11 protein-coding genes are annotated in these 24,504 nt (G+C 34.8%); 7 read left to right on the top strand and 4 right to left on the bottom strand.

Annotated elements, in window-relative coordinates; genetic code table 11:
• Positions 1–10: 10 nt before the first annotated feature.
• The 4 genes from hemL to OLM55_RS06010 are packed head-to-tail and all read right to left on the bottom strand — an operon-like array spanning position 11 to position 4,983.
• A complete protein-coding gene (gene hemL / locus OLM55_RS06025; protein WP_264560508.1) occupies positions 11–1,297 on the bottom strand; it encodes a glutamate-1-semialdehyde 2,1-aminomutase in 1,287 nt (428 codons plus the stop codon).
• Positions 1,297–2,163, bottom strand: a complete 867-nt coding sequence (locus OLM55_RS06020; protein WP_319800106.1) for a glucosaminidase domain-containing protein — start codon at positions 2,161–2,163, stop codon at positions 1,297–1,299. Before OLM55_RS06020 ends, hemL begins: the two co-directional genes overlap by 1 nt.
• The gene (locus OLM55_RS06015) at positions 2,153–3,052 is read right to left on the bottom strand and encodes a 1-aminocyclopropane-1-carboxylate deaminase/D-cysteine desulfhydrase (RefSeq protein WP_264560507.1); all 900 of its coding nucleotides are present in this window, start codon (positions 3,050–3,052) and stop codon (positions 2,153–2,155) included. The genes OLM55_RS06020 and OLM55_RS06015 overlap by 11 nt, the downstream gene beginning before the upstream one ends.
• A 56-nt stretch (positions 3,053–3,108) precedes the next feature.
• A complete protein-coding gene (locus OLM55_RS06010; protein WP_264560506.1) occupies positions 3,109–4,983 on the bottom strand; it encodes a T9SS type A sorting domain-containing protein in 1,875 nt (624 codons plus the stop codon).
• A 219-nt stretch (positions 4,984–5,202) separates the two neighbouring features.
• Here OLM55_RS06010 and OLM55_RS06005 point away from each other — a divergent pair, with 219 nt between their 5' ends.
• The 7 genes from OLM55_RS06005 (at position 5,203) to OLM55_RS05970 (ending at position 24,410) form a co-directional block, all read left to right on the top strand.
• The gene (locus tag OLM55_RS06005; RefSeq protein ID WP_264560505.1) at positions 5,203–11,154 is read left to right on the top strand and encodes a GEVED domain-containing protein; all 5,952 of its coding nucleotides are present in this window, start codon (positions 5,203–5,205) and stop codon (positions 11,152–11,154) included.
• 244 nt (positions 11,155–11,398) lie between these two features.
• Positions 11,399–16,348: a GEVED domain-containing protein gene (locus OLM55_RS06000; protein WP_264560504.1), complete on the top strand. Its 4,950-nt coding sequence runs from the start codon at positions 11,399–11,401 to the stop codon at positions 16,346–16,348.
• 159 nt (positions 16,349–16,507) lie between these two features.
• Positions 16,508–18,139 (top strand): hypothetical protein, encoded by a 1,632-nt coding sequence (locus OLM55_RS05995; protein WP_264560503.1) that lies wholly within the window; start codon positions 16,508–16,510, stop codon positions 18,137–18,139.
• 101 nt (positions 18,140–18,240) lie between these two features.
• Positions 18,241–19,917: a hypothetical protein gene (locus OLM55_RS05990; RefSeq protein WP_264560502.1), complete on the top strand. Its 1,677-nt coding sequence runs from the start codon at positions 18,241–18,243 to the stop codon at positions 19,915–19,917.
• Positions 19,918–20,048: 131 nt separating this feature from the next.
• Complete coding sequence (locus OLM55_RS05985) at positions 20,049–21,593, top strand: hypothetical protein (RefSeq protein ID WP_264560501.1); 1,545 nt, start codon at positions 20,049–20,051, stop codon at positions 21,591–21,593.
• A 147-nt stretch (positions 21,594–21,740) separates the two neighbouring features.
• The gene (locus OLM55_RS05980) at positions 21,741–23,777 is read left to right on the top strand and encodes a beta strand repeat-containing protein (RefSeq protein ID WP_264560500.1); all 2,037 of its coding nucleotides are present in this window, start codon (positions 21,741–21,743) and stop codon (positions 23,775–23,777) included.
• A 456-nt stretch (positions 23,778–24,233) separates the two neighbouring features.
• Positions 24,234–24,410, top strand: coding sequence for a DUF5522 domain-containing protein (locus OLM55_RS05970; protein WP_264560498.1), 177 nt, complete (start codon positions 24,234–24,236; stop codon positions 24,408–24,410).
• The last annotated feature ends 94 nt before the right edge of the window (positions 24,411–24,504 follow it).

Here is a 24,504-nt window from a genome sequence, read left to right as displayed (position 1 = left end):
GATTTTTTTATTAAAATTCTTTTGTAACTTCATCCACACATTTAATAGTATAGTCTAAATCTTCATAACTTAGAGCATCTGTAATAAACCAAGTTTCATAAGCCGAAGGAGCAATGTAAATACCTTTTGAAAGCAACCCATGGAAGAATTTTTTAAATAAATCATTATCCCCATTTTTAGCCGTTTCAAAATCATACACTTTATTCTTATCAAAATGTACCGATATCATTGAACCCACTCTGTTAATCGTAAAATCAACCTTATTATTAATTAGTTTTTCTCTAATTCCTTCTTCTAAGTATTTTGTTTTTTCTTCTAATCGAATAAATAATTCTTTATCTTGATTAATGCTTTTCAACATTTCAAGTCCGGCAGCCATAGCTAAAGGATTACCTGACAAGGTTCCTGCTTGATAAACTGGACCAATTGGAGATAAGTAATTCATTATCTCATTACGAGCTGCAAAAGCACCCACTGGAAGGCCTCCACCAATAACTTTACCAAAACAAACAATATCAGCATTAACTCCATACAGTTCTTGCGCACCACCTTTTGACAACCTGAATCCTGTCATCACTTCATCAAAAATAAGCAATGCATCATTATCATTACAAACTGTTCTTAAATCGTTTAAAAAACCTTCCATTGGAGGTATACAACCCATATTTCCTGCAACAGGTTCAATTATAATGGCAGCAATTTCATTTTTATTGGCTTCAAATAAAGCTTTTACATTTTCAATATCATTATAATTTGCTAATAATGTGTCTTTTGCTGTTCCTTCAGTAACTCCTGGGCTATTTGGAACTCCAAAAGTACTTAAACCACTACCGGCAGCAATTAAAAATGAATCGGAATGACCATGATAGCAACCTGAAAATTTAATGATTTTATCCTTTTTTGTATACCCACGAGCTAATCTTACAGCACTCATACACGCTTCTGTACCTGAATTGACAAATCTAATTTTATCGATATTTGGAACCATAGAAACCGCTAATTCAGCGATTTTTGTTTCCAATTCAGTAGGAGTTCCAAAAGAAGTTCCTTTTTTAGCTCTTTCAATAACCGCATTTACAACTGGCTCAAAAGCGTGACCTAAAAGCATTGGTCCCCAAGAATTAATATAGTCTATAAACTTATTCCCATCTTCATCATATAAATAAGCTCCTTTTGCCTCTTTGATAAAAATAGGTGTTCCTCCCACTCCTTTAAACGCTCTAACTGGAGAATTTACACCACCAGGTATAACCTTATTTGCTTCAACAAATAATTCGCTACTTCTTTTATATAACATTATTTTATTTTTATTTTTTGATCGATTGACAATGAGTTATCGTTCATGTTATTCATTTTCTTTAAATCTTCTACAGTTAAGTTATATTTTTTTGACAAAGAATACAACGTATCGCCTTTTTGAATAATATGATAATTTTCTGCGTTTTCAACAACAACTGCAATATTTGCTTTATAATTTCTATCTAAAACTTCATTGTCGTATTCATATAACTGATACCTTTCAATAATTCCAATTAATTTGTCTGGATATTTCGGATCGGTTGCATAACCCGCTGCTTTTAATCCTTTGGCCCAAGATTTATAATCGCCTTTATCTAATTTAAACAAACCATCGTACCTACTTCTTGAAGTTAAAAACAATGAATGATCTCTATACGATTCTGAAGGATCTTGGTATTTTCTAAAACATTCTTGAGCTGCATCATCATCGTGTGAAACCGACTCTCCTGTCCAACCTGTATGGCACTTTATTCCGAAATGATTATTTGCAATAGTGCTTAACCTTCCTTTACCTGCACCAGATTCTAAAACGCCTTGCGCAAGCGTAATACTTGCAGGGATTCCATGGTTTTTCATATTGTACTTAGCAACGTCTTTAAAACTATCAATATACAATCTTACATCATCTGTTGTTGTAGATACTTTTGACGTGGCTACTAACTCTTCTGAAGAATTATTTTCTTCTGATTGAACCGTTTTTATTTCAGTCTTAGGCTTAGAACTTTCTTTTGTAATTGGTTTTGTTTTTGTTGTACGATTTGTGCTTGTAGGGTTTTTATTCACAGTTCTTACCACTGGTTTTTTTGAACTACAACTTACTAGTAAAATAGTAAAAACTAAAAAAAGTATCTTTTTAAACATCATAATTTATTATTTCTTTATTTTTCTTTCTCAACAAATCATTCATCCCTTTAATTCCTTGTAAACCACCAGTATGAATCATTAATATCTTAGCGTTTTCCGGAAAATAATTTTTCCTTATTAAATCATGAACCCCATAAACCATTTTACCTGTATAAATAGGGTCTAATGGAATTTTTGTTTCAATATAAAATGAATTCATAAAAGATATTAATTCATCATTAACCTTACCATATCCACCAAAATGATATTCAGTATTAATTTTCCAATTCTTCTTGGTTACAAAATTACTAATTTGTTCAGAAAGAAAATCACCTTTTAGAGAAGAAAAACCAAGTATTTTTTGAGAATCATGTGAAGAATTAATTATTCCAGAAATAGTTCCTCCTGTACCAACCGAGCAACAAACATGTGTAAAATTATGTAAATCATCTGTAATAATTTCTTCACAACCTTTTATTGCTAATTCATTTGTGCCACCTTCCGGAATAACATAAAACTTACCTTCTATTAAATTTAAATCTTCTAAAAAACCTTCATTACCTTTGTTCCTATATTCTTCTCGAGAAACAAAAACAAACTTCATTCCTAAATCTTGTGCGGACTTAAGAGTTGGGTTATCCTTAATTTTATCGAATAACTCCTCGCCTCTTATAATACCAATGGTACAGAAACCATACTCTTTACCAGCAGCCGCGACCGCCAAAATATGATTTGAAAAAGCACCACCAAAAGTGACTAAAGTTTCTGCTTCTAAAGATCTAGCTTCAGCTAAATTATATTTTAATTTTCTAAACTTGTTACCCGAAATTAGAGGATGTAATAAATCTTCACGTTTAATATATAACGAAATTTTTCTATTATTTGTATCTAAAATTTTTTCAATCATCATTCTAAAACAAAAAAAGCAGCTTATCGCTAAGCTGCTTTTTAAAATTAAATTTTATTTTATTTTCTATAAATAGAAACTTTCTTATCAATTGATAAATTATCTCTTGTGCTTAATTTAACAATATAAATACCATCGCTTAAGCCAGAAGTAGAAATCTCATATTGATCTGATTTCCCTAAGTTTAATTTAGAAACAACAATTTTACCTGTTACATCATATAAACTTACAGAAGTTACATCTTTCTTAAGTGTATTAAAAATGGTTAACACCGAATTATCATTGTTTTGAAAAACTTGAAAAGATTCAAGGTCATTACTATTGTCGTTTAATACATCAGTATAGTTTTTGAACGTAATTTCAAAACGAGTTTTATTATCTCCAATAGGTAAATTCATATCAAAAACACCATTTTTAATATCATAATAAATTCCTGTTTCTTTATCATGCATATATACATTTTGAGAATCATCAAAATCATAAGCATCGATAACTGTCACTTTAAAGTTGGCTTGTTGATTTGTTCTAAAACCAACAGGAATTCTTTTATCAACATCAAAATTAGTTGCTATTGCCGTAAAACCTTCGCTTTCTCCATCAATTACATAGTAAAACTCCATAGGAGTTGTACTTGATGCAGAATGTGCGTCAAAACCAAAATCAAAACCATCAGTAGCCCTATCGTCTAAAGCTAAAGTTGTTGGCGCAGTTGGTCCGTTGTTATACACTGCATTAATTTTTAAATGAGGAGAAGAACCTTTTTTAATTTGTGTATAATCTATACCTGCAACATTAGGAATCTCAGGATAATATTCTGGATCTATCAATCTCTCTTGATTAGAATTTCTTTCAAATTCAGATTCATTAACTGCTCCTTCTTTAACAAAAACTCTATAATAATTTCTCATCGTTACATTACCTGCAACAGCACCTCTAACCATAAAACCTTGACCTATAGGTGAAAATTTTCTTTGATAAATAGTTCCAGGGTCAGCAATATTCACTTCCTGATTACCTGAACCATCATAGTTCCAAAAAGCAGCTGGAGTATAAATATTAGTTGCTGGAGTATATATTCCATAACCTCCATTATAATCTGTAATAAAATGAGTTGAACCAGCTTGTTCCCAAAAATAAGCTACTCCAGTTGTATTAGTGTTTCCTAAAATTGCTGGAAAACCATCAGATGCTCCACCAATTAAAAAATGCTTAAGATTTATAGCACTAGGGTAAGGATTCCCTACCAAAGTGAAATTTCCTACAGAAACCGCATTAGTCATCGATCCATCATTTGGCAATCCTCTAAAATCATATCGTTGTCTGCCTCCAGTATTATTTGCAACTCCATCTCCAAATGATCCTGAAACTGGGTGTGCAACTGTTGCATCTGTTCCGTTAACACCTTTCATTGTAAATCCTAAACCAGGTCCTATCGAAGAAGCAGATCCAACTAAACCCCATTGTGCATATGTGCTTGAGGTTGTAAACGTATAAATCCATCTAGGAGCAATTGACAAAGGGTTAGATATACCATCAAGCGCTGTTGCAGATAATATCGTTGCAGCAGTACTTGCTGTTACAGTTGTAGGACGAAATAACCTTGTTATCCCAAAATTCTTATTTCCCGCAGCTGCACCTGGAACACCAACTGGAGAACACCAATAGTTATACTTAGTACTTCCTGACGAACCTTCTTGATAAACAGACAAATTTCCTAAACCTCTATTTGCACCAGCACCCGCAGTACCTTGCAATAATTGAGAATTTTTTCTTAAATAAAAATTACTTGTGGCCGCATTTAAATTTACGTCTTGTGTAACGTAAACAAATTGATCATTTACAAACACGTAACTATTTGGACTAACGTACATTTGCGAAAAAGCAAGAGTACAAAACCCTACAGTTAACACTAAAGTGAGTAGTAATTTTTTCATATTCAATTATTTAGAATTAATACAATAACAAATGTATGATTTTTTTTTATTTTAATGCTGCTTTTTTTAAAAAAAATGCAAAACACAATTATCACAAAAAATGTTTTTTTTGTGATAATTGTGTTTTGGGATATATTTTATGTATCATATTAAAATTATGTTAAAATAATATATATATTTACTACATTAAATCTTAAGGTCAAGAAAATCGCTATATCTATGATAATAAATTACTCAAAATCAGCATCTAAAAATCTTTTAACCTATTTTATTAAAAGATGTTTACCAAAACAAAGCGTAAGCCTATCAATTTTATTCCTTCTTTTTGGAATTCAAATAGGATTTTCCCAATCACCTGCCACATACACTACTTCTGGCACTTTTACAGTTCCATTAGGTGTTACAAGCATTACTATTGATTGTATTGGAGCCGGTGGTTCTGGAGGAACAGGAAGAGGAAATAATGATCAAGGGGCCGGTGGTGGGGCCGGTGGTCAATATGCGAGATCTACTATAGCAGTTTCATCTGGACAGGTTTACACTGTTACCGTAGCTGGAATAACAGTTGCGCCAAGTGGAACAAATTACCAAGACGGTAATGCTGGAAGCTTTTCAGAGGTAACTCGTTTAGCAGTTACACATGCAAGAGCTAATGGAGGAAATGGTGGTATTGCCGCTAATGCTTCTCGAGCTGGAGGAATTGGAAACACAACTGGAGCAATAGGAAATATTTTTGTAAGAAGAGGTGGTAATGGTGGTAATGGTACCGCAAGCGCTAGTGGCGCAGGTGGTGGTGGTGCAGGAACTACAGCTAACGGTGGTGATGCAACAGGAACTACAGCAGGAACTGGAGCCACATTATTAGGAGGAAATGGTGCGCCAGGATATGCTGTTAATAATCCAGGGACTTCAGGATTTGATTATGGTGGTGGAGGCTCTGGAGGAAGAAGAAACAATACTGGCGGAGATGGCGCTCAAGGTTTTGTACAAATAACATACACTTGCCCTGCATTAGTTTCAAACGCAGGACCTAACCAAACATTAGCGGCATGTGCTACAACAGCTACTTTAGCTGCAAACACACCGGTAAATTCAACTGGATTATGGACAGTAGTTTCTGGCTCAGGAACAGTTACAACACCAACTTCTCCTACTTCAGGAGTTACCGGCATAGTACCTGGAACACCTTTGGTTTTAAGATGGACCGTAACGAATGGATCATGTGGCTCTACTAATACAACTGTAACTATCACTTCGCCTGCAGGTCCTGGATGTATAAGTTATTGTGCTTCAAACGCAACAAGTACAATTGACTCAATGATAAGCAATGTTACTTTTAACACTATAAACAATACAACTTCAGCTTGTGCTGCATATACAGATTTTACATCTATTTCAACAACTGTTACAAAACTATCAAGTTACAATTTAACAATTGCTAAAAATGATTGTGATGGAGGAACTAACTTTTCTGGTAGATTTGCAGCTTGGATCGATTGGAATCAAAATGGAACTTTTGAAGCTGGTGAGCAAGTTTTAGCTGATGCAGCTGCATCAGTTGGACCTATAACTGTTTCTGTAACAGTTCCTGCTGGAGCATTAACAGGAACAACACGCATGCGTTGTATTTTTAATGAATCTGCAGCACCATCAGCATGTGGAACATATAATTGGGGTGAAACCGAAGACTATACCGTTAACATAATACCAGCTCCTGCATGTGTTGCGCCAACAGCTCAACCTACTGCTTTAGCACTAACGCCAGGTGGAACAACTATAAATGGTTCTTTTGTTGCATCCGTACCTACCTCTGATAATTATTTAGTAGTTATGAATACTACAGGTACACCTCCTACTAATCCAGTAAATGGAACTTCATATGTTATAGGAGGAACTTTAGGAGCAGGAAATATAATTGTTGACAATGATACCAACACAACATTTACAGCTACAGGATTAACCGCTACAACAACCTATTACTTTTTTATCTATTCATTTAATTCAGCTTGTACTGGAGGCCCTTTATATTTAACAACTGGCCCTTTAACAGGAAATACAACAACCGTTTTATCTTATTGTACAGCAGGAGGAAACAGCACTGCAAGTTCATGGATATCTAATGTTACATTAAACACAATAGACAAAAACACAGCAGCTTGGGCAGGATACACAGATTACTATCCTACAACAGGAACTGATGTTACCAGAACTATAACCTATACTGTTAGTGTTACTATATACAATGCAACGACTTCTCAAAAAAACATTTCTGCTTGGGTTGATTGGAATAAAAATGGTGTTTTCGATGTAGCTACTGAAACTATTTTATCTACCACTTCAACAGTTGCTTCGGCACAATTTGTAACATTAACTAATACTTTTACAGTACCGGCAGGAGCAGTTGTTAGCGACACAAGAATGAGGGTAGAGTTAGCTTTTAACAGCGAAGGAGCAGCTACTCCATGTAACACAAATACTTTAACAGATGTTCAAGATTACAAAGTAAATGTAAAAGCTATTTTTGCTTGTACAACACCAACTACTCAGCCAACAGGTTTAATGTTAACTCCAAGTGGAACTACTATAGGAGGTTCATTTGCACCAGCAGTTCCTAACCCTACTAATTATTTGGTTGTAATGAATACTACAGGCATAGCTCCTATACCAGCTCCAGCCAATGGAACAACATATACTATTGGAGGAACTCTTGGCATAGGAAATACAATAATTGACACAGACAACAATACAAGTTTTGTAGCTACAGGGTTAACTACTACTACTACATACTATTTCTTTATTTATTCATATAATAGTCTTTGTACTGGAGGACCATTATACAACACAACTTCTCCACTAACTGGTACTACAACAACTACATCTGCGGATCCAATTTATTGTACTCCAAGTGTAGGAGCTGGATTTGAAAGTTTAGTATACTTTAACAATATTAGCTTTGTAGGGACACTTAACGACATATCAAACACTTCTTCTTATTCTTCTGCACCTAGAGGATATCAAGATTTCTCTGCAATTGCCAATAGATCAAGACAAGCTCAAGGACAAGGAGTTAATATTGCTATGCAAATGAGTAGTCGTGGCTATGTTAAAGCTTGGGTTGACTGGAATAGAGATGGCGATTTTATAGATGCTGGTGAAACAGTTTATGATACTGGTGGAATTGCAACCTATTCTACGACTTTTGGATTTATTATTCCTGCTGCACAGCCATTAGGAAACTATAGAGTTCGAATTAGAATTAATAAAGATGATAATGTTGCTCCGTATGATGCAAATGCAATTTCAACTTTTGGATCGTGTGGTAACATAGACTACTATGGAGAAACTGAAGACTACACTTTTACAGTAGTTGCAAGTTGTTCTGCCATAATTACAGGAGTAACAGACGGTGTAACGTGTGGACCTGGAACTGTTAATTTAGCTGCTACATCTTCAGGTGGAGCAACTCAATACAGATGGTACACCACAGAACTTGGAGGAACACCTTTAGCTACTACAGCAACTGGTACATGGACAACACCTTCAATATCAACAACAACAACTTATTGGGTAACTTCATTTAACGGTTGTGAATCATTAGTAAGAACAAAGGTAACCGCAAGAGTAAACCCATTAGCTACTATTAGCTTCACCCCTTCAGTACCCGAAATTTGCGGAGAAAACCAGGTATTATCTTTGACAGCTTCTGGAGATGTTCAACAAACATATCTTGTTGACGAAAAATTTGACAGCGGACTTGGAGTATGTTCTAACGTTAATATTGTTTCAAATGGAGCAGCTACTGACGCAATTTCACAATGGCAAAGAAGAACAAGTACATTTGTACCTGCGCAGCAAGTATGGTTTCCAGCAATAGCGTCTGGACTTAACGGTAACGGATATGCAATGGCAACTTCAGACGTAGGTTCAGTAGTAACACATAATGCTATTTTAACACCAACTGTCAATACAAATACATATTTAGATTTGACATTATCTTTTGATATTTTTTACTCAAGATATTATGTAGACAATTCCAACCCTACATTAGACTATGTAACAGTAGACATTTCTACAGATGGAGGAACGGCATGGACCGAAATTGATAGATATATTGCAGATATAGGCTATGGAACTCGTTTTGTAAATAAAAATTACAATTTTAATGCCTACATAAATCAACCAAACTTTAGAGTTAGAGTTCGTTACTATGGAGAATGGTGTGATGGTTTAGCTATAGACAATTTACAACTATACGGTAACGTACCTTTAAACACTTCATTCAATTGGACAAGCGGATCACCTGTTGCAGCATACACAGATGCAGCATGTACCATTCCATATGTTACGGGTACACCAATTACAACCGTTTTTGTAAAACCTACTTTAGCACAATTAGAAACACCAACATATAGTTTTACCGCTACAGCTACTTTATCTAACGGATGTTCGGTTAGTCAAAACGTATCTATTAACAATAAAACAAGTGTTTGGAAAGGAACATCGAGTAATGACTGGAACAACCCAAACAACTGGCTACCGGTAGGAGTTCCAACAATTAACACATGTGTAATTATTCCTGATGTAACTTCTACAAACCCATCAAAAGTTTTAGGTGCAAGTTACAATGCCTTTGGTAGAACATTACAAGTTAAAAACTTAGGTAATTTACAAATACAACCTACAAACACATTAACTATACAAGATTATGTTGACGTAACAACAGGAGGAACATTTGATATCGAAAATTCAGCAAGTTTAATCCAAATTAACAATGTTGCAAATACTGGTATTATTAACATGAAAAGAAACGCCGTGACTAATAATACACTGGACTACGTATATTGGTCAACACCAGTTGCTGCTTTTAGCCTAAACAACATTACACCCGCTAGTGTTTTTAGATATCTATGGAACCCTACAACAGTAACAGGTTACGCAAGTAATTTTGGAAACTGGGCTGGAGCTTCAGGTGCTATGACAACTGGTAGAGGATACATAATAAGAGGCTCTTCTGGAACAAGTACATTTATAGGTACACCAAATAATGGTAACATTACTACACCTATAACAAGAAGCACTTATACTGGTGCAACTTATACCGGCCCAACATCAACACAAGTTACTAGTGATGATGACAACTGGAACTTATTAGGAAATCCTTATCCGTCAGCAATTAGTGCAGATGATTTCTTAGCAGCAAATAGCGCTAACTTAAATCAGTTTGTTAAAATTTGGACTCACGGAATTGATCCATCAGCTGCAATTGCAGATCCATTTTACCAAGATTATCTTTTAAATTACTCAACGGCTGACTATATTACTTATAATGCTTTAGGTGGTACACAGTTTGGATATGACGGAAAAATTGGTGCTGGTCAAGGATTTTTTGTTTTAATGAATGATGCAAATTCTACTTCAGAAAATGCAATATTCAATAACACTATGAGAAGTAATGCACATAGAAATGATCAATTCTATAGAACTGAAAACGAAGTTGAGAAGCATAGAATTTGGTTAACTATTGGTTCACCTACAAATGCAAGCATCTCTACTTTAGTTGGATATACAACTGAAGCTAGCAACAATTTAGACAATAAGTATGATGCTATTGCACAAGGAGTAAAAACTAACTTTGAATTGTACTCTATTGCTGAAAGTCAAGAATTAATAATTCAAGGAAGAAGTTTACCTTTCAACCAAAATGATGAAGTTATTCTTGGAGTAGCAATTCCTCAAAACGGTATTTACACTATTGCAATTTCAAACGTAGATGGATTATTTAGCGACACCGCTCAAAACATTTATCTTGAAGACAAACAATTAGGTATATTCCATGATTTAAGAACTGCTCCTTATACATTTACTGGAACTGTTGGTAGAGATGAAAATAGATTTGTACTTTTATACAATTCTTCAAGACTATCTCAAGATGATGTAACTTTAGAAAACAATTTAACAGTGGTTACAAATGATAATGTAACGCTTTATTCTTCAAATGAGAATATCAACTCAATTGAAGTATATGACTTATTAGGAAAAGTTGTTCAAAAATACAACAATATTAATTCTAAGGAATTTATGTTATCAAGCTTAACAAAAAACAACACTACTCTACTTTTAAAAGTTAAATTGAATAATGGAGTAATAGTTAACAAAAAGATTATTTTCTAATACAAAAAAACAATTAATTACTAAGAGGCTTGTGAAATTCACAAGCCTCTTTTTTGTTTACTATATTATTTAACATTTTAGATAAAAAAAATACAACAAATGCTTTTTATCGGTTTTTTTTGCATTATATCTATAAAACATCTTTTTTTAATAAATTAATAACAAAAAATCAATATAAAGTGATAAAAAAAAATATATTTGTAAATTAGAAATAAATAAATCTGCCAAACTATAATAATATAAAATGAAAACTTTTCTATTAAACAAGCACCAAAACCTACTAGTAAAAAAAATTACAACATTACTGTTAATTCTCTTTACTTCTACTCTATTTTCACAAGGTAATACTTGTGCTACAGCAACTCCACTAACAATTAATGGAACTTGTGGTTCAGGAACAATTAATGGAACTACAGAATTTCCACCTACTTGTAGTGGTTGGCAAAGATCAGAATACTATTCTTTTACGGTTAGCTCTGGCCCACAAACTATAACAATTACAGCAGTATCCGGAGCAAGGAACTTGGCACTTGGCTTATTTTCTGGAACATGTGGTTCATTAACAAATATTGCATGTGAAGATTCAGATAACACAAATGGAGTACAAACAGAGACTATTACCGCAACAAATCTAGCTAACGGAACATATTATATTGCGGTAGGAAACACTAGAAACAGTAATCTTGCATTAACAAGTATTTGTGTAACTGCTGCAGCACCTCCAGTAACAAATGACGATTGTACAGGAGCTATTCCGTTAACAATAAACACAAGTTGTTCATATTCAACTTATACAAATGTAGGTGCAACAGCAACTACTTTACCCTCTACTCCACCAGCACCAGGTTGTGCAAGCTATTCAGGTGGTGACGTATGGTTTTCATTTTTAGTTCCTGCAAACGGACAAGTTACAGTAGATACTCAAACCGGAGGAATGACAGATTCTGGAATGGCATGGTATACAGGAGCTTGCGGCTCTTTAGCATTATTAGAATGTGATGATGATGATAGTGCAAATGGATTAATGTCTTCTATAACAAGAACTGGCCTTACACCTGGAACAACAATATATGTTCGTATTTGGGAATTTAGCAATGATAATCAGGGAACTTTTGGAATTTGCGCAACATCACCAGGACCTTGTACAACACCAGCTGCACAAGCAAATGGCTTTACTCCTGGAACAATCACATCAACAGCATTTCCTGCAACTTTTTCAGGAACTGCAGATTCATATTTAGTAATACGCTCTACTTCAGCAACACCTCCAACTCAACCAGTTAATGGAGTTGTATATACAGCAGCTAATATTGGAACCTTAGGAGCTGGATTAACTTTTGTGCAAAACGGAACTGCTACAACAATTGCTGGAACTGGTCTAAATGGCAATACTAGATATTATTATTATATTTATGCATACAACAACACAAACTGTTCTGGAGGACCTTTATATAATGCTTCAGGAGCATTAACTGGCAATGCAGTTACTTGTCCTGCCACTCCTTCTCCTGTAACTACAAGTGCCACTTTAAATTCAATAAATTTTTCATGGCCCTCTTCAATTGGAGGTGGAATAAATGCAGTTTCTTATCAATTACAAGTAACCACTGACGCTGGATACACAATAAACGTTCTTGGATCACCTTTTACAATAAACGATCCAACTATAACTTATAATTTAACTGGACTAACAGCAAATACAACTTATTATTACAGAATAAGAGCTAATAATGGATGTTGGAGTCCATATACGACTGGAACCGCTACAACTGGTTACTGCACAGCAAATAATTCAACTAATACAACTTATTATATTAGCGGAATAACTACAGCAGGTGGTGTTACAAATATAAACAATACACCGACAGGGTTTACTGCTGGTGGATATGCAAACTACACAGCAATGGTAGTTTCTCAAAATGCTGGATTAGGTTTTAACATTACTGCTACACATCCTTCTAGCACATACGGCTATACAGTTTGGGTAGACTGGAATAACGACCTTGATTTTAATGATGTTGGAGAAACAGTTCTCTCTACAGGTTATGTAGCTACACCAGCAACATTAGGAACTGTTACAATACCAGGTGGGACAGCTCCAGGAAATTACAGAATGAGAATTAGAAATGCATATTTAAGTAATCCAGCTCCTTCTTGTGGAGATTTTGCATATGGAGAAGCAGAAGATTATACAATAACAGTATTGGTTCCCGCGCCTTGTAGTGGAACACCAACTGGAGGAACAGTATCAACTTCGCCTAACACAGGTTGGCCAGGCAGTACTTATACTGTATCTGCAAGTGGATATACTTATGCATCCAATATGACCTATCAATGGCAATACAGTACAGATGCAGGGGCAACATGGACAAACGCAGGTGCAGCAACTACATCCTATTCCAATTATACTGCAACAGCTCCAGCAAGTGGAGATGTACACTGGCAACTTATTGTAACTTGTACTAATAGTTCTCAAAGTGCAACCTCTTCAACAGCTGTTTTTGTAACTATGACTGTAAGTGTTGTAGAAACCGGTTGTCCAAATGTAGTGTCAGGTGGTTTAGGATTAAGTGGATCTGATCCTGCACCAATTACTTGTATTTCTCCATCAGGTTGTGTGGATTTAGAAGCTACTTATTTAGATTTAGGAGAAACTACTAGTTATATAGTAGAACCAATAGCATACAACCCTCCATTTAGCTTTAGTGGACTAGCAAATCCGGTAAGTGTTAATACGGATGATGTTTGGTCTCCTGTGGTTAACTTGCCTTTTGATTTTTGTTTTTACGGAAACACTTATAACCAATGTGTTATTGGTTCTAATGGAATATTGACTTTTAATACAGCTTTAGCAGGTGGTTCGTCAGGATATAGTTTTGCAAATAACATTCCTATCAGTGGAGATCCAAGATTAATAGAGAATTCCATTTTTGGAGTATTCCACGATATTAACCCAGGAGTTGGTGGAGAAGTTGGTTGGGAACTAATAACACTACCATCAGGATGTAGAGCATTAGTTGCTTCTTGGTCTGATGTACCTATGTTTGATGAAAATTCGATCTTATATACTGGTATGATGGTACTTTATGAAAATTCAAACATCATTGAAGTCTATATACAAGAAAAAAATATTGACAATTTTGGAGCTGGAACTTGGAATGACGGAAATGCAGTAGTTGGAATCCAAAATTCAACAGGTACTTTAGCTTCTGTACCACCAGGAAGAAATGGACTAGACGCTAACTGGGCCGCTACTAACGAAGCTTGGCGTTTTGTTCCAAATGGTAATTCAATAGCATCTATAACATGGTATGAAGGGTCAGGAGTTTCAGGAACTGTAGTAGGAACAACAGATGTGATTAATGTTTGTCCGGCTTCTACAACTATATATACTGCTGAAATCACCTATACATTATGTGATGGAAGAACCATTACTGAATTAGATGAGACTACCGTAACTGTTAATAAAGATAAAACATGGAATGGATCTACAAGTACAAATTGGAATACTGCTAGTAACTGGACTCCTGCTGGAGTACCTGTTATAACTGAATCAGTATTTATACCAAATGTTGCAAACGATCCAATTATTGGAGCTGGAGCTGACGCATTAGCTTGTAGCTTGAATGTAGAAACTGGAGCTGTTTTAACTATAAACTCTGGCAGAAACTTGGTTGTAACTAATGGAATAACGGTAGCTACAGGAGGAACACTAAATATTCAGAACACTGCAAACCTTGTTCAAGTGAATGATGCCGCAATCAATTCTGGAAATATTAACATGGAACGTATCACTAATGTTAGGCTACAAGATTATTCTTATTGGTCGTCTCCAGTTGAAAGTTTCCCTGTACAAAATGTTTCTCCTCTTACACCAGCTGCTAATATTTTTGAATGGGGTACAACTGCACCAAATGCAAATGGAGGTGAAGGTACTTGGTTAAATACTAGCGAAAGTATGATTCCTGCTAAAGGATATATACTAAGAGCACCTGCAGGCTTTACTAATGCATCAACAAGTCCTTTAACAGCTAATTTTGTAGGAGTTCCTAATAATGGAGTATTTACTCCTACTATTTTTAGAGGAACAGACTATATAACTGTAGGTACACAAGGCATGCTAAGAACAATTACAGATGATAACTGGAATCTTATAGGAAACCCATACCCTTCTGCATTAGGAGTAAATGAATTTTTAACATTCCCTTCAAACAACACTATAGTTGGTGGAATTAGAATATGGACCCATGGGCAATTACCTACAAATGCAGTAGATCCTTTTTACCAAGATTTTATTACAAACTACTACCCTTCTGACTATATCACTATTAATTTAACTGGAGCAACAAGTGGGCCTGGTGATTATAAAATTGGTTCTGGTCAAGGATTTATGGTTCTTATGAATCCTGGGACACCTGGATCTAGCTCAGTTACATTTAACAACTCTATGAGAAGTGCTAGTTTTGCAAATAATCAATTCTATAGAAATAGTACTATTGAAAATAACGCAGACACAATAGAGCAAAATAGAATTTGGTTGGATTTAGTTGGATCTACAGGAGCAGTAAATAGAATGCTAGTTGGATATGTTACTAATGCTACACAAGATGAAGATGCTTTATATGATTCATTTACAGACTATAAACCAAGTCAAAACTTTTATTCTTTAATTGGAAATGACCCTATGTCAATACAAGGAAGAGCTTTACCTTTTAATGTAAACGACAGGGTTAATTTAGGTGTTACAATTCCTCAAGAAGGAACATATAATATTGCAATTAGTGCGTTAGACGGATTATTTGAAACTACAAATCAAAATATTTATATTGAGGACTTAGAAAATAATATAATTCATAACCTAAAAGATTCTCCATATACTTTTTCAGCATCTGAAGGTAATATAACAGATAGATTTGTTTTACGCTATACAGAGAATAGATTAAGTAATGACGATTTAGAAGATTCGAATAATAATATTTTTGTTATTACAAATGATCATTTAACTGTAAAATCAACAAGTCTTAAAATTAAGTCAATTATAATTCATGACATATTAGGAAGAATAATTAGTAACAAGAAAAACGTTAACTCAAATGAAATTTCTTTTGGCAATATTCAAAAAAGTAATACAACTCTACTGCTAAGAATTGAATTAGACAATGGTTCATTTGTAACGAAAAAAGTAATTTTTTAACAAAAATAAAATTATATTAAAAGCCAGCTTAAAGCTGGCTTTTTTATTTTCACCGAAATAAAAACACACTTAATCGATTATAAATCAAATCATTATTAAAACAACTTTTATTTTCTAAATTTAACATAAATTACATTTTTAACGTAAAACATGCTAAATATGAAAAAAAAATTACTATTAACAACCCTACTACTATCAATTGGGACATTTGCCCAAGTTGGTATTGGTACAACTACTCCAAGTGCAGCACTTGATGTTGCATCAACAAATGATGGTTTATTAATTCCTCGAGTTGCATTAACAGCTACAAACATAGCAACTGTGTTAACCCCAACCACTTCTGAATTAGTTTACAATACATTTACTTCTGCAGTTGGTCCAAATCAAGTTACGCCAGGCTATTATTATTGGGACGGGGCATTGTGGATTAGAATAGCTACTGGAAACTCATCTGGATGGAGTTTAACTGGTAACACAGGAACAACACCAGGAACAAATTATTTAGGGACTACAGACGCTCAAAACTTACAATTAAGAACAAATGGCACCGAAAGACTTACCATTGGATCTACAAACGGAAACGTTGCTATTGGAACTTCAACAATTCCTGTAAACACCCGACTTGAAGTAGATGGCGGAGCGACTGGTGATGGAATCTATGGACATACAGGGAATGTAGGAGGAATATTGGGCCGTGAAGCGAATATAACTTTAGGAAACCCAGTACAAACACTTTCTGGAGCAGGTGTATATGCCAACAACCCTTCGGCAGGATACACTAGTATCTATGCGCAATCAACAGGCGCTGCATCAGTGGCAGCAAACATTGCTTATTCAGATGTTTGGATGGCATCTTATAATTATGTACAAAATGGATCAGGAGCTTTTAACCCGTCGGCAAGTTACAATCAATTAAACATAACAAATAACGGATTAGGAGGTACTCAAATTGCTTTACGAGGGTTAGCTAATAGAACAGCTACCGGAAATCCAGGATACACAGTAGGAATGCAAGGATTAGTATTGCCTACAAATCAAGACTCATATGGTGTACAAGGAATTGCATATAGCAGTACAACAACCAGAGCAGGTGGATATTTTGAAGCACTAAACTACACTGGCACATCTCAAGCTTTCGCATATGTTGCAACATCAGTAGGTGGAGTAAACAGAAAAATCACTGGTACAAATTCAGTATCTGAAATCGTACCTACTGAAAATCACGGACGTATAACATTAACTTGCTCTGAATCTCCAGAATATTGGTACCAAGATTATGGAACAGTACAAATGATAAATGGTAAAGCAACTATTATACTTGACGAAATATTAGCAGATATAATTATTGTTGATGAAGAAAACCCAATTAGAGTGATATGTACTCCAGTAGGAATGCCCTATTTTAATGGTATAACCATTATGGAGCAAACTACAAAATCTGTAGATATTTTAGAACTTAATGGAGGTAAACACTCAGGTAAACTACAGTACCAAATAGTTGTTAAACCAAAAACTAACTATGGTGAAGGTAGGTTTCCACAAGCACCAGGTCCAGCATATTTAAAAGCAGACAAAGAACCGTTAGCTGCTAAAGCAAAAAACCAGCCAAACGATGGACGCAATATCTTTCAATGGCCTGCAGATCATATTGTTTATAAATATAACCCAGAAGATCATGTTACAGTTGGAGATGTAATACCTGCTGGCCCAAACGCAGGTAAAATACTTCTAGAAAAAGGAAAATATTCAAACGGAATGCCGGCAGAAAATCCATTGAAAAAGAAAGAATAAAGTGTTTTTTTAGAATTAAAAAACATTAAAAATGTAGCAATTGTTAAAAAAATATATTAAATTTAACAATTGCTACATTTTTAATATAAAAAACACTAATTATGAAGAAAAAGCTACTATTAACCACATTATTCTTATCTTTTAGTCTATTTGCTCAGGTTGGAGTTGGAACAACTACACCAAGAGGAGCATTAGACATAAATTCTAGCACTTCTGGAATGATTCCTCCAAGAGTTGCTTTAACTGCTACAAATGTTGCAGCACCTGTTGTAAACCCGCAAGGTGGTGCTTTAATTGCAGGTACTTTGGTATGGAATACTAATACAGCAGGTACTATACCAACCAATGTTGCTCCTGGTATGTATTATTGGGATGGAACTAGATGGATTTCACTAGCAGGGTCTCCAGGTGGACTAGATTGGTCTATCATCGGAAATGGAGGTATAGACGGAGGTGTTACTGGAGTTACCGGAACCCCTGCTACAACTGGAACTCACTTTGTTGGAACATATGATACAACCAACTTTGACGTTAGAACTTCAGGATTACCTGCTGCTCGTTTCTCTTCATTAGGCGAATTCTTTATTGGAGATATTGAAACTGTATTACCTGGTGATTTAATGAATGCAGTTAGTGAAGGAAACGCTTTATTTCCTTGGGCAGTAAACGGTTATACAGATCAAAATGGATCAGGAATATACGGCTTAATTACTGGAGGAAATACTAATTTTGGTGCGGTACAGGGAGAATATGACGGAACCAGCAATATTGGCGCAGGTGTTAGAGGTATGATTAGCAATACAACACCAGGAACGGGTTTTAACACACCAATTGCTGGTGTAAAAGGAGATGGTGCAATTACAGGAGGAACCACTGGAGCCTACAAGTTCGGAGTTGCTGGACGAGGAGGTGCTACAAGAAGAAGTGGTGCGATTTTTGGTGATGATTTTGGATTTGGGAGAGCCTCATTAGGATATTTTGACAGTGTAGGAAACGACTATGGTGTATATGCTTTTGGAACAACAAGAGCAAATGGTGTTGCTGGTGGAAGATCTAGTAATTCAAATTCATCTTTAGATACTTCAATTGGAATAGGAGTTTATGGAGGTGTTGTTGGAGGATGGATAAAAGGGCACGAATACGGAATGATTACTAAAGGGGATAGATATGCAAACTACTCCCATGGTAAAAATATTACAAATGAATCATTCATAGTACTTGATAAAAAAATAGATGGCTCAAAATCTATTTCTTACGCTTCAACTTCTATGAATTTAGATATCCAAGATAAAGGAGTTGGTTCGTTGTCAAATGGAACTTCATACGTATCGTTTGATAAAAATTATTCTGAAATCATTGATTCATCTAAACCAATAATTGTTACAATAACGCCTTTAGGAGAAAACAATGGAGTTCACATTGTATCAGTTGACAAAAATGGCTTTACAATAAAAGAAAATAATAGTGGAAAATCAAATGTAAAGTTTAATTGGATTGTAATTGCAGAGAAAAAATCTAAATTTGAACCAGTTTCTTTGGAAATACTAGACAAAAACTATGATAAAAATTTAGAAAAACTAATGCATAATGACGAACTTGATGGTGGATATGGTATTTGGAGTGAAAATGAACAAATAAATTTTGGAGCAGATGTCCCTTCTAATCCTTTAAAATTACAAAGAATGAATGAAATTATTGAAGTAAAGAGAAAAGGTGAAAGAACTCCTAAAAAAGAAAATCTAAGAGCATCTCAAATAAAAGAGCTTACAAAGAAATAAAACTTCATATATAATTAAAAAGCCTTGAAAAACTTCAAGGCTTTTTAATTTAACAAAAAATACAGAAATGCTGTAACAAAAAAAAGACTCATAAAAGTATATTTACTTAATAAACCAGTAAACCTATAATTATGAGAAAAAAATATTTTTTAACAGTATTAATCACTTTATCGATCTGCTCAATAACGTTTGCTCAGGTTGGCTTAGGGACAACAACTCCACAAGGAGCACTTGACATCAACTCAACAACTACAGGTTTAATTCCACCAAGAGTTGCTCTAACTTCTACAATTGTTGAGGCTCCGGTTATTAACCCTCAAGGAGGTTCAATCGTAGCAGGAACAACTGTCTGGAATACTGCTACAACCGGAACTTCACCTAACAATGTTGCTCCCGGTTTATATTTTTGGAACGGTACACGATGGGTCGCTTTTGCAGGATCTCCAGGTGGATTAGATTGGTCACTAGCCGGAAATAGCGGCACTGTTTATGGTACAGACTTCCTAGGAACAACTGATAATGTTGGAATAGCTTTTAAAACGAACGATATAATTCGTGCAAGAATAGACAATACTGGTCATGTTGGATTTAATCTTAATCCACAAACTTGGGCTCAGACATTTTCTTATACTACAGACAATACTGTCACTGCAGTTGTAGGTTATTCAGCAGTAAATGGCGGAACGGGGGTTAATGCAAGGTCACAAGGAACAGGTGGAACAGGGTTATATGCATCAAATGATAACACTGGCGGATGGGGAGCATATGGATACAACAGTAATACAACTTCTGGAACCGGAACAGTTGGGCACTCAATTGGAACTACAGGTACCGGAGTAGTAGGTTTAGCTAACGGGACTACTTATTCAACATTAGTAGGACAAGCACAAGGAGTTGCAGGAACCGGTACTGTAGGTGTTTACGGAATGTCTACCGGTACAATTGGATCTCAAAGATATGGAGGTTATTTCTCATACGATATGGACAACAACCTAGCAACAAGTGATACCAATAGCCCGCTAGCTATTTTAGCAGGTAGAGATGACAACTATGTAGGCACAAATATCTATTTTGGAGGTTACTTTTCTGGAGGACAAGACACTACAGCGAATGCTCCAAGCTCAACCGCAACAACAAACTCTGGAGGAAACACAGGTGACTATGCTTATGTAGGCGCACAATGGTCAGGAACAAATTATAAGATTTTAGGTACTGGTGTAGTTTCAACCATAGTTGATGGTGAAAATAACAACACACATGTCATGTTTGCACCTGAAGCACCAGAAATTTTATTTCAAGATTACGGAATTGGAAAGCTAACAAATGGTGAAGCTAAAATAACCATAGACCCTATTCTTGCTAAAAACATAGTCGTAAATGAAAAACACCCGTTAAAAGTTTTCATACAATTAGAGGGAGACTGTAATGGCGTATACGTAACAAACAAAACACAAGAAAGTTTTACTGTAAAAGAACTACAAAACGGAAACAGCAACATAAGTTTTAGTTATCAAATAATAGCTTCGAGGGTAGATAGAAAAGATAGCAATGGAAACGTATTGTCTAAAAATACAGATGTTCGATTTCCAATAGCTCCTAAAGCAATAGAAAGAATTAAAGCTACCACTATGGAAGCTAAAAAAACAGAAGTCAAAAAAATAGAAACAGAAAAATAACAAATTACTTCTTTGAAACATAAAAAAAACTTCTTGAAACTCAAGAAGTTTTTTTTATGTTTCAAATTGTTTTATTAACATTTTTTACATAATTAATGTAATTAATGTTAAAATATATTCATATATTCGCAAGTAAATTAGAGATATATGAAGACAAATAAGACAATTTTAATGCTACTTATTGGTATTTTTACCAATATAGTTTCTGGACAAGTTGGGGTTGGAACAACAACACCAGCTGGAGCACTTGATATTACATCAACAACTACTGGATTTGTCCCGCCTAGAGTTGCTTTAACAGCTTTAAATGCTCAAGCTCCAATTGTTAATCCACAAACAGGAGTTATACCTAACGGGACTATTGTTTACAATACAGCTACAGCTGGAACTGCTCCAAATATTGTCACTCCAGGACTATACTATTGGTTAACAAACAGATGGATTGCTTTCGCTGGTGCATCAGGAGGACTTGATTGGTCTTTAATAGGAAATACCGCAACTACAGCAGGTACAAATTTTTTAGGAACTACTGATGCTCAAGGCTTACATTTTAAAACTAATAACGTAGAAAGAGGTCGTTTTGGTGCAACTGGAAGATATGGTCTTAACTTAAATGACCAAACTTGGGCACAATTTTTCTCATATTCAAATGACAACACAATTGATGCAGCTGTAGGTTATTCAGATGCAGATGGAGGTAGAGGCTTATACGGAAGATCTACTGGCGCAAGCAGTTTAGGAATCTTAGGCACCAATGACAATGATGGAATCGGTATTCAAGGACAAGCTTCAGGTACTAATGGAGTTGGAACAGTTGGTTTTGCAGGCGGAAATAATGCCATGGGAATTTTTGGTGTAGCAAATGGCACAAATGGTCGAGGAGTTAACGGGCAAAGCTCAGGTGCAGACGCTTTGGGTGTCGCTGGTTTTGTTTCTGCTGCAGGAACTGCTACGACAACACCAATTGCAATTTATGGTAGCGCAACAGGCGTTAGTAGTATAGGTGTTTTTGGTACAGCAAATGGTGCAAATGCTACAAACTCAGCTTTTGGTATTTATGGGTCAGTTAACAATGCAACTACTAATGGAAACACAGATGCTGCCGCAATTAGCGGAATAAACTCTAACGCTACACAAGGACTTGGTTATGCTGGTCCAAACGTATTAGCTACTCCTTCAGCAATTGTTGGTATTTCTGGATCAGTGTCATCTAAAAGAACAAATACTACTGGTGCTGGCTCTAGAAGTTATAATTTCGGTGTAATGGGAGAATTATTAGTAGACACAACTGTCCCTGGTGCTACAATACAAAGACAATCTGGTGGAGTTATAGGTATTGGAGTGAGTGGAGTATGGGGAAGTGCTGGATACAAAGACAGTGGAAACAATAACTACGGTATTTATTCAACATCTGCATTTGTAAGTGGAACTGGTAGAAATTCAAACAACACTTCTAACAGTATTGGACTTGGTGTAAATGGAGGTGTAATAGGTGGATATGTAAAAGGAGAACAATATGGTTTTATTTCTAAAGGAAATCAATTTGGAGCTTATATAATGGGAAACACTATTACAAACAGACCAATCACACAAATTGAAACGGTAAACAACAATAAAATTGTTAGCTATGCAACAACTTCAACAACTGTTGATGTTACAACTAGAGGAAAAGGACAATTAACAAATGGTGCTGGTTTTGTTTCTTTTGATACTGCTTTTACGCAAATTGCTGAATTAAACGATGATAATTTAAACATTACTATAACGGCAAAAGGAAATACAAATGGTATTTATATTGAGAAAGTTACTAGTACTGGATTTTATGTAAAAGAAAACATGAATGGAAATCATTCAGTTGAGTTTAATTGGACTGCTACTTCAGTTCGTAAAGGATATGAAAATGGAGTCTCTATTTCTAGAGAAATCTTAGATACTAATTGGGAAAACAACATGAGTAAAGTAATGCATAATGAAAATGACACTACTAATGAAGCTCTACCAATATCTTTTGACGGTACAAATGTTAAATTTGAAGAATTGCCAAAACAATTTCAACCTGAAGAAAGAAAAGCAGATAACTCAAAAAACATTAACCGTACTCCAAAAAGTGATGTTAAAGAAATTGAAGTAGAGAAAAAAGAAATTACAACTGACGAAACTATAGAAGAGTCAAAAGAAAAATAATTTCTACAAAAAATTATAAAATTTCCAAAAAGACCTTTTCTTTAAATAGTTAAGGTCTTTTTCGTTTGCATACGCTTCTCGTTCAAAGGAAATATTCTTGTAAGCCAATGTCCAATTTTTATATTGAAAAAAGCGCACTAAAAACTCTATCCCATACCAAATATAAAAAGGGATAACTAACATTTCTAATTGTTGTTTGATGTGTATTTTTTCATGATTCAGTAAAACCAAATTATGCTTAGAATTTTTATCTGAAAAAATAATAAACGGAAATAAAGAAATTCCTCTATACCCTTTCGGTAAAAAATATTTTAAAACGAGTACAATCATGAGTACAAAGTTGCTAAATTTCTTCTTAACTTCAACATTTAACCAAAGTAAAGAAGTAATCTTGATTAAAATAATTATTTTTGAAGGAAATATAAAAAATACTTATTTTTAAGTCGATTTGTAACTATGAACGAACAATTAAATCCAAATAATTTAAAAGAAGGTGAAGATTTCTATTTTACGCCTGAAGGATATAAATGTTTTACTGAAAAATACCACCTAAAAAGAGGCTATTGTTGTAAAAGTGGTTGTCGTCATTGTCCTTATGGATACAACAAAAAAACAGGTACTTTAAAAAAATAAAATGGACATACAGTCGTTAAAATACAGAGTTAAAATTCACAAGTCCTACCATAGGGCAGATATTCGTTATCCCTAGTTTGTAATAGGGTGTTCC

It is taken from the genome of Flavobacterium sp. N2270, from assembly GCF_025947225.1.
Taxonomy (GTDB): domain Bacteria; phylum Bacteroidota; class Bacteroidia; order Flavobacteriales; family Flavobacteriaceae; genus Flavobacterium.
Note: the sequence above shows the minus strand (reverse complement) of the source record. Positions and strands in the feature narration are given on the sequence as shown.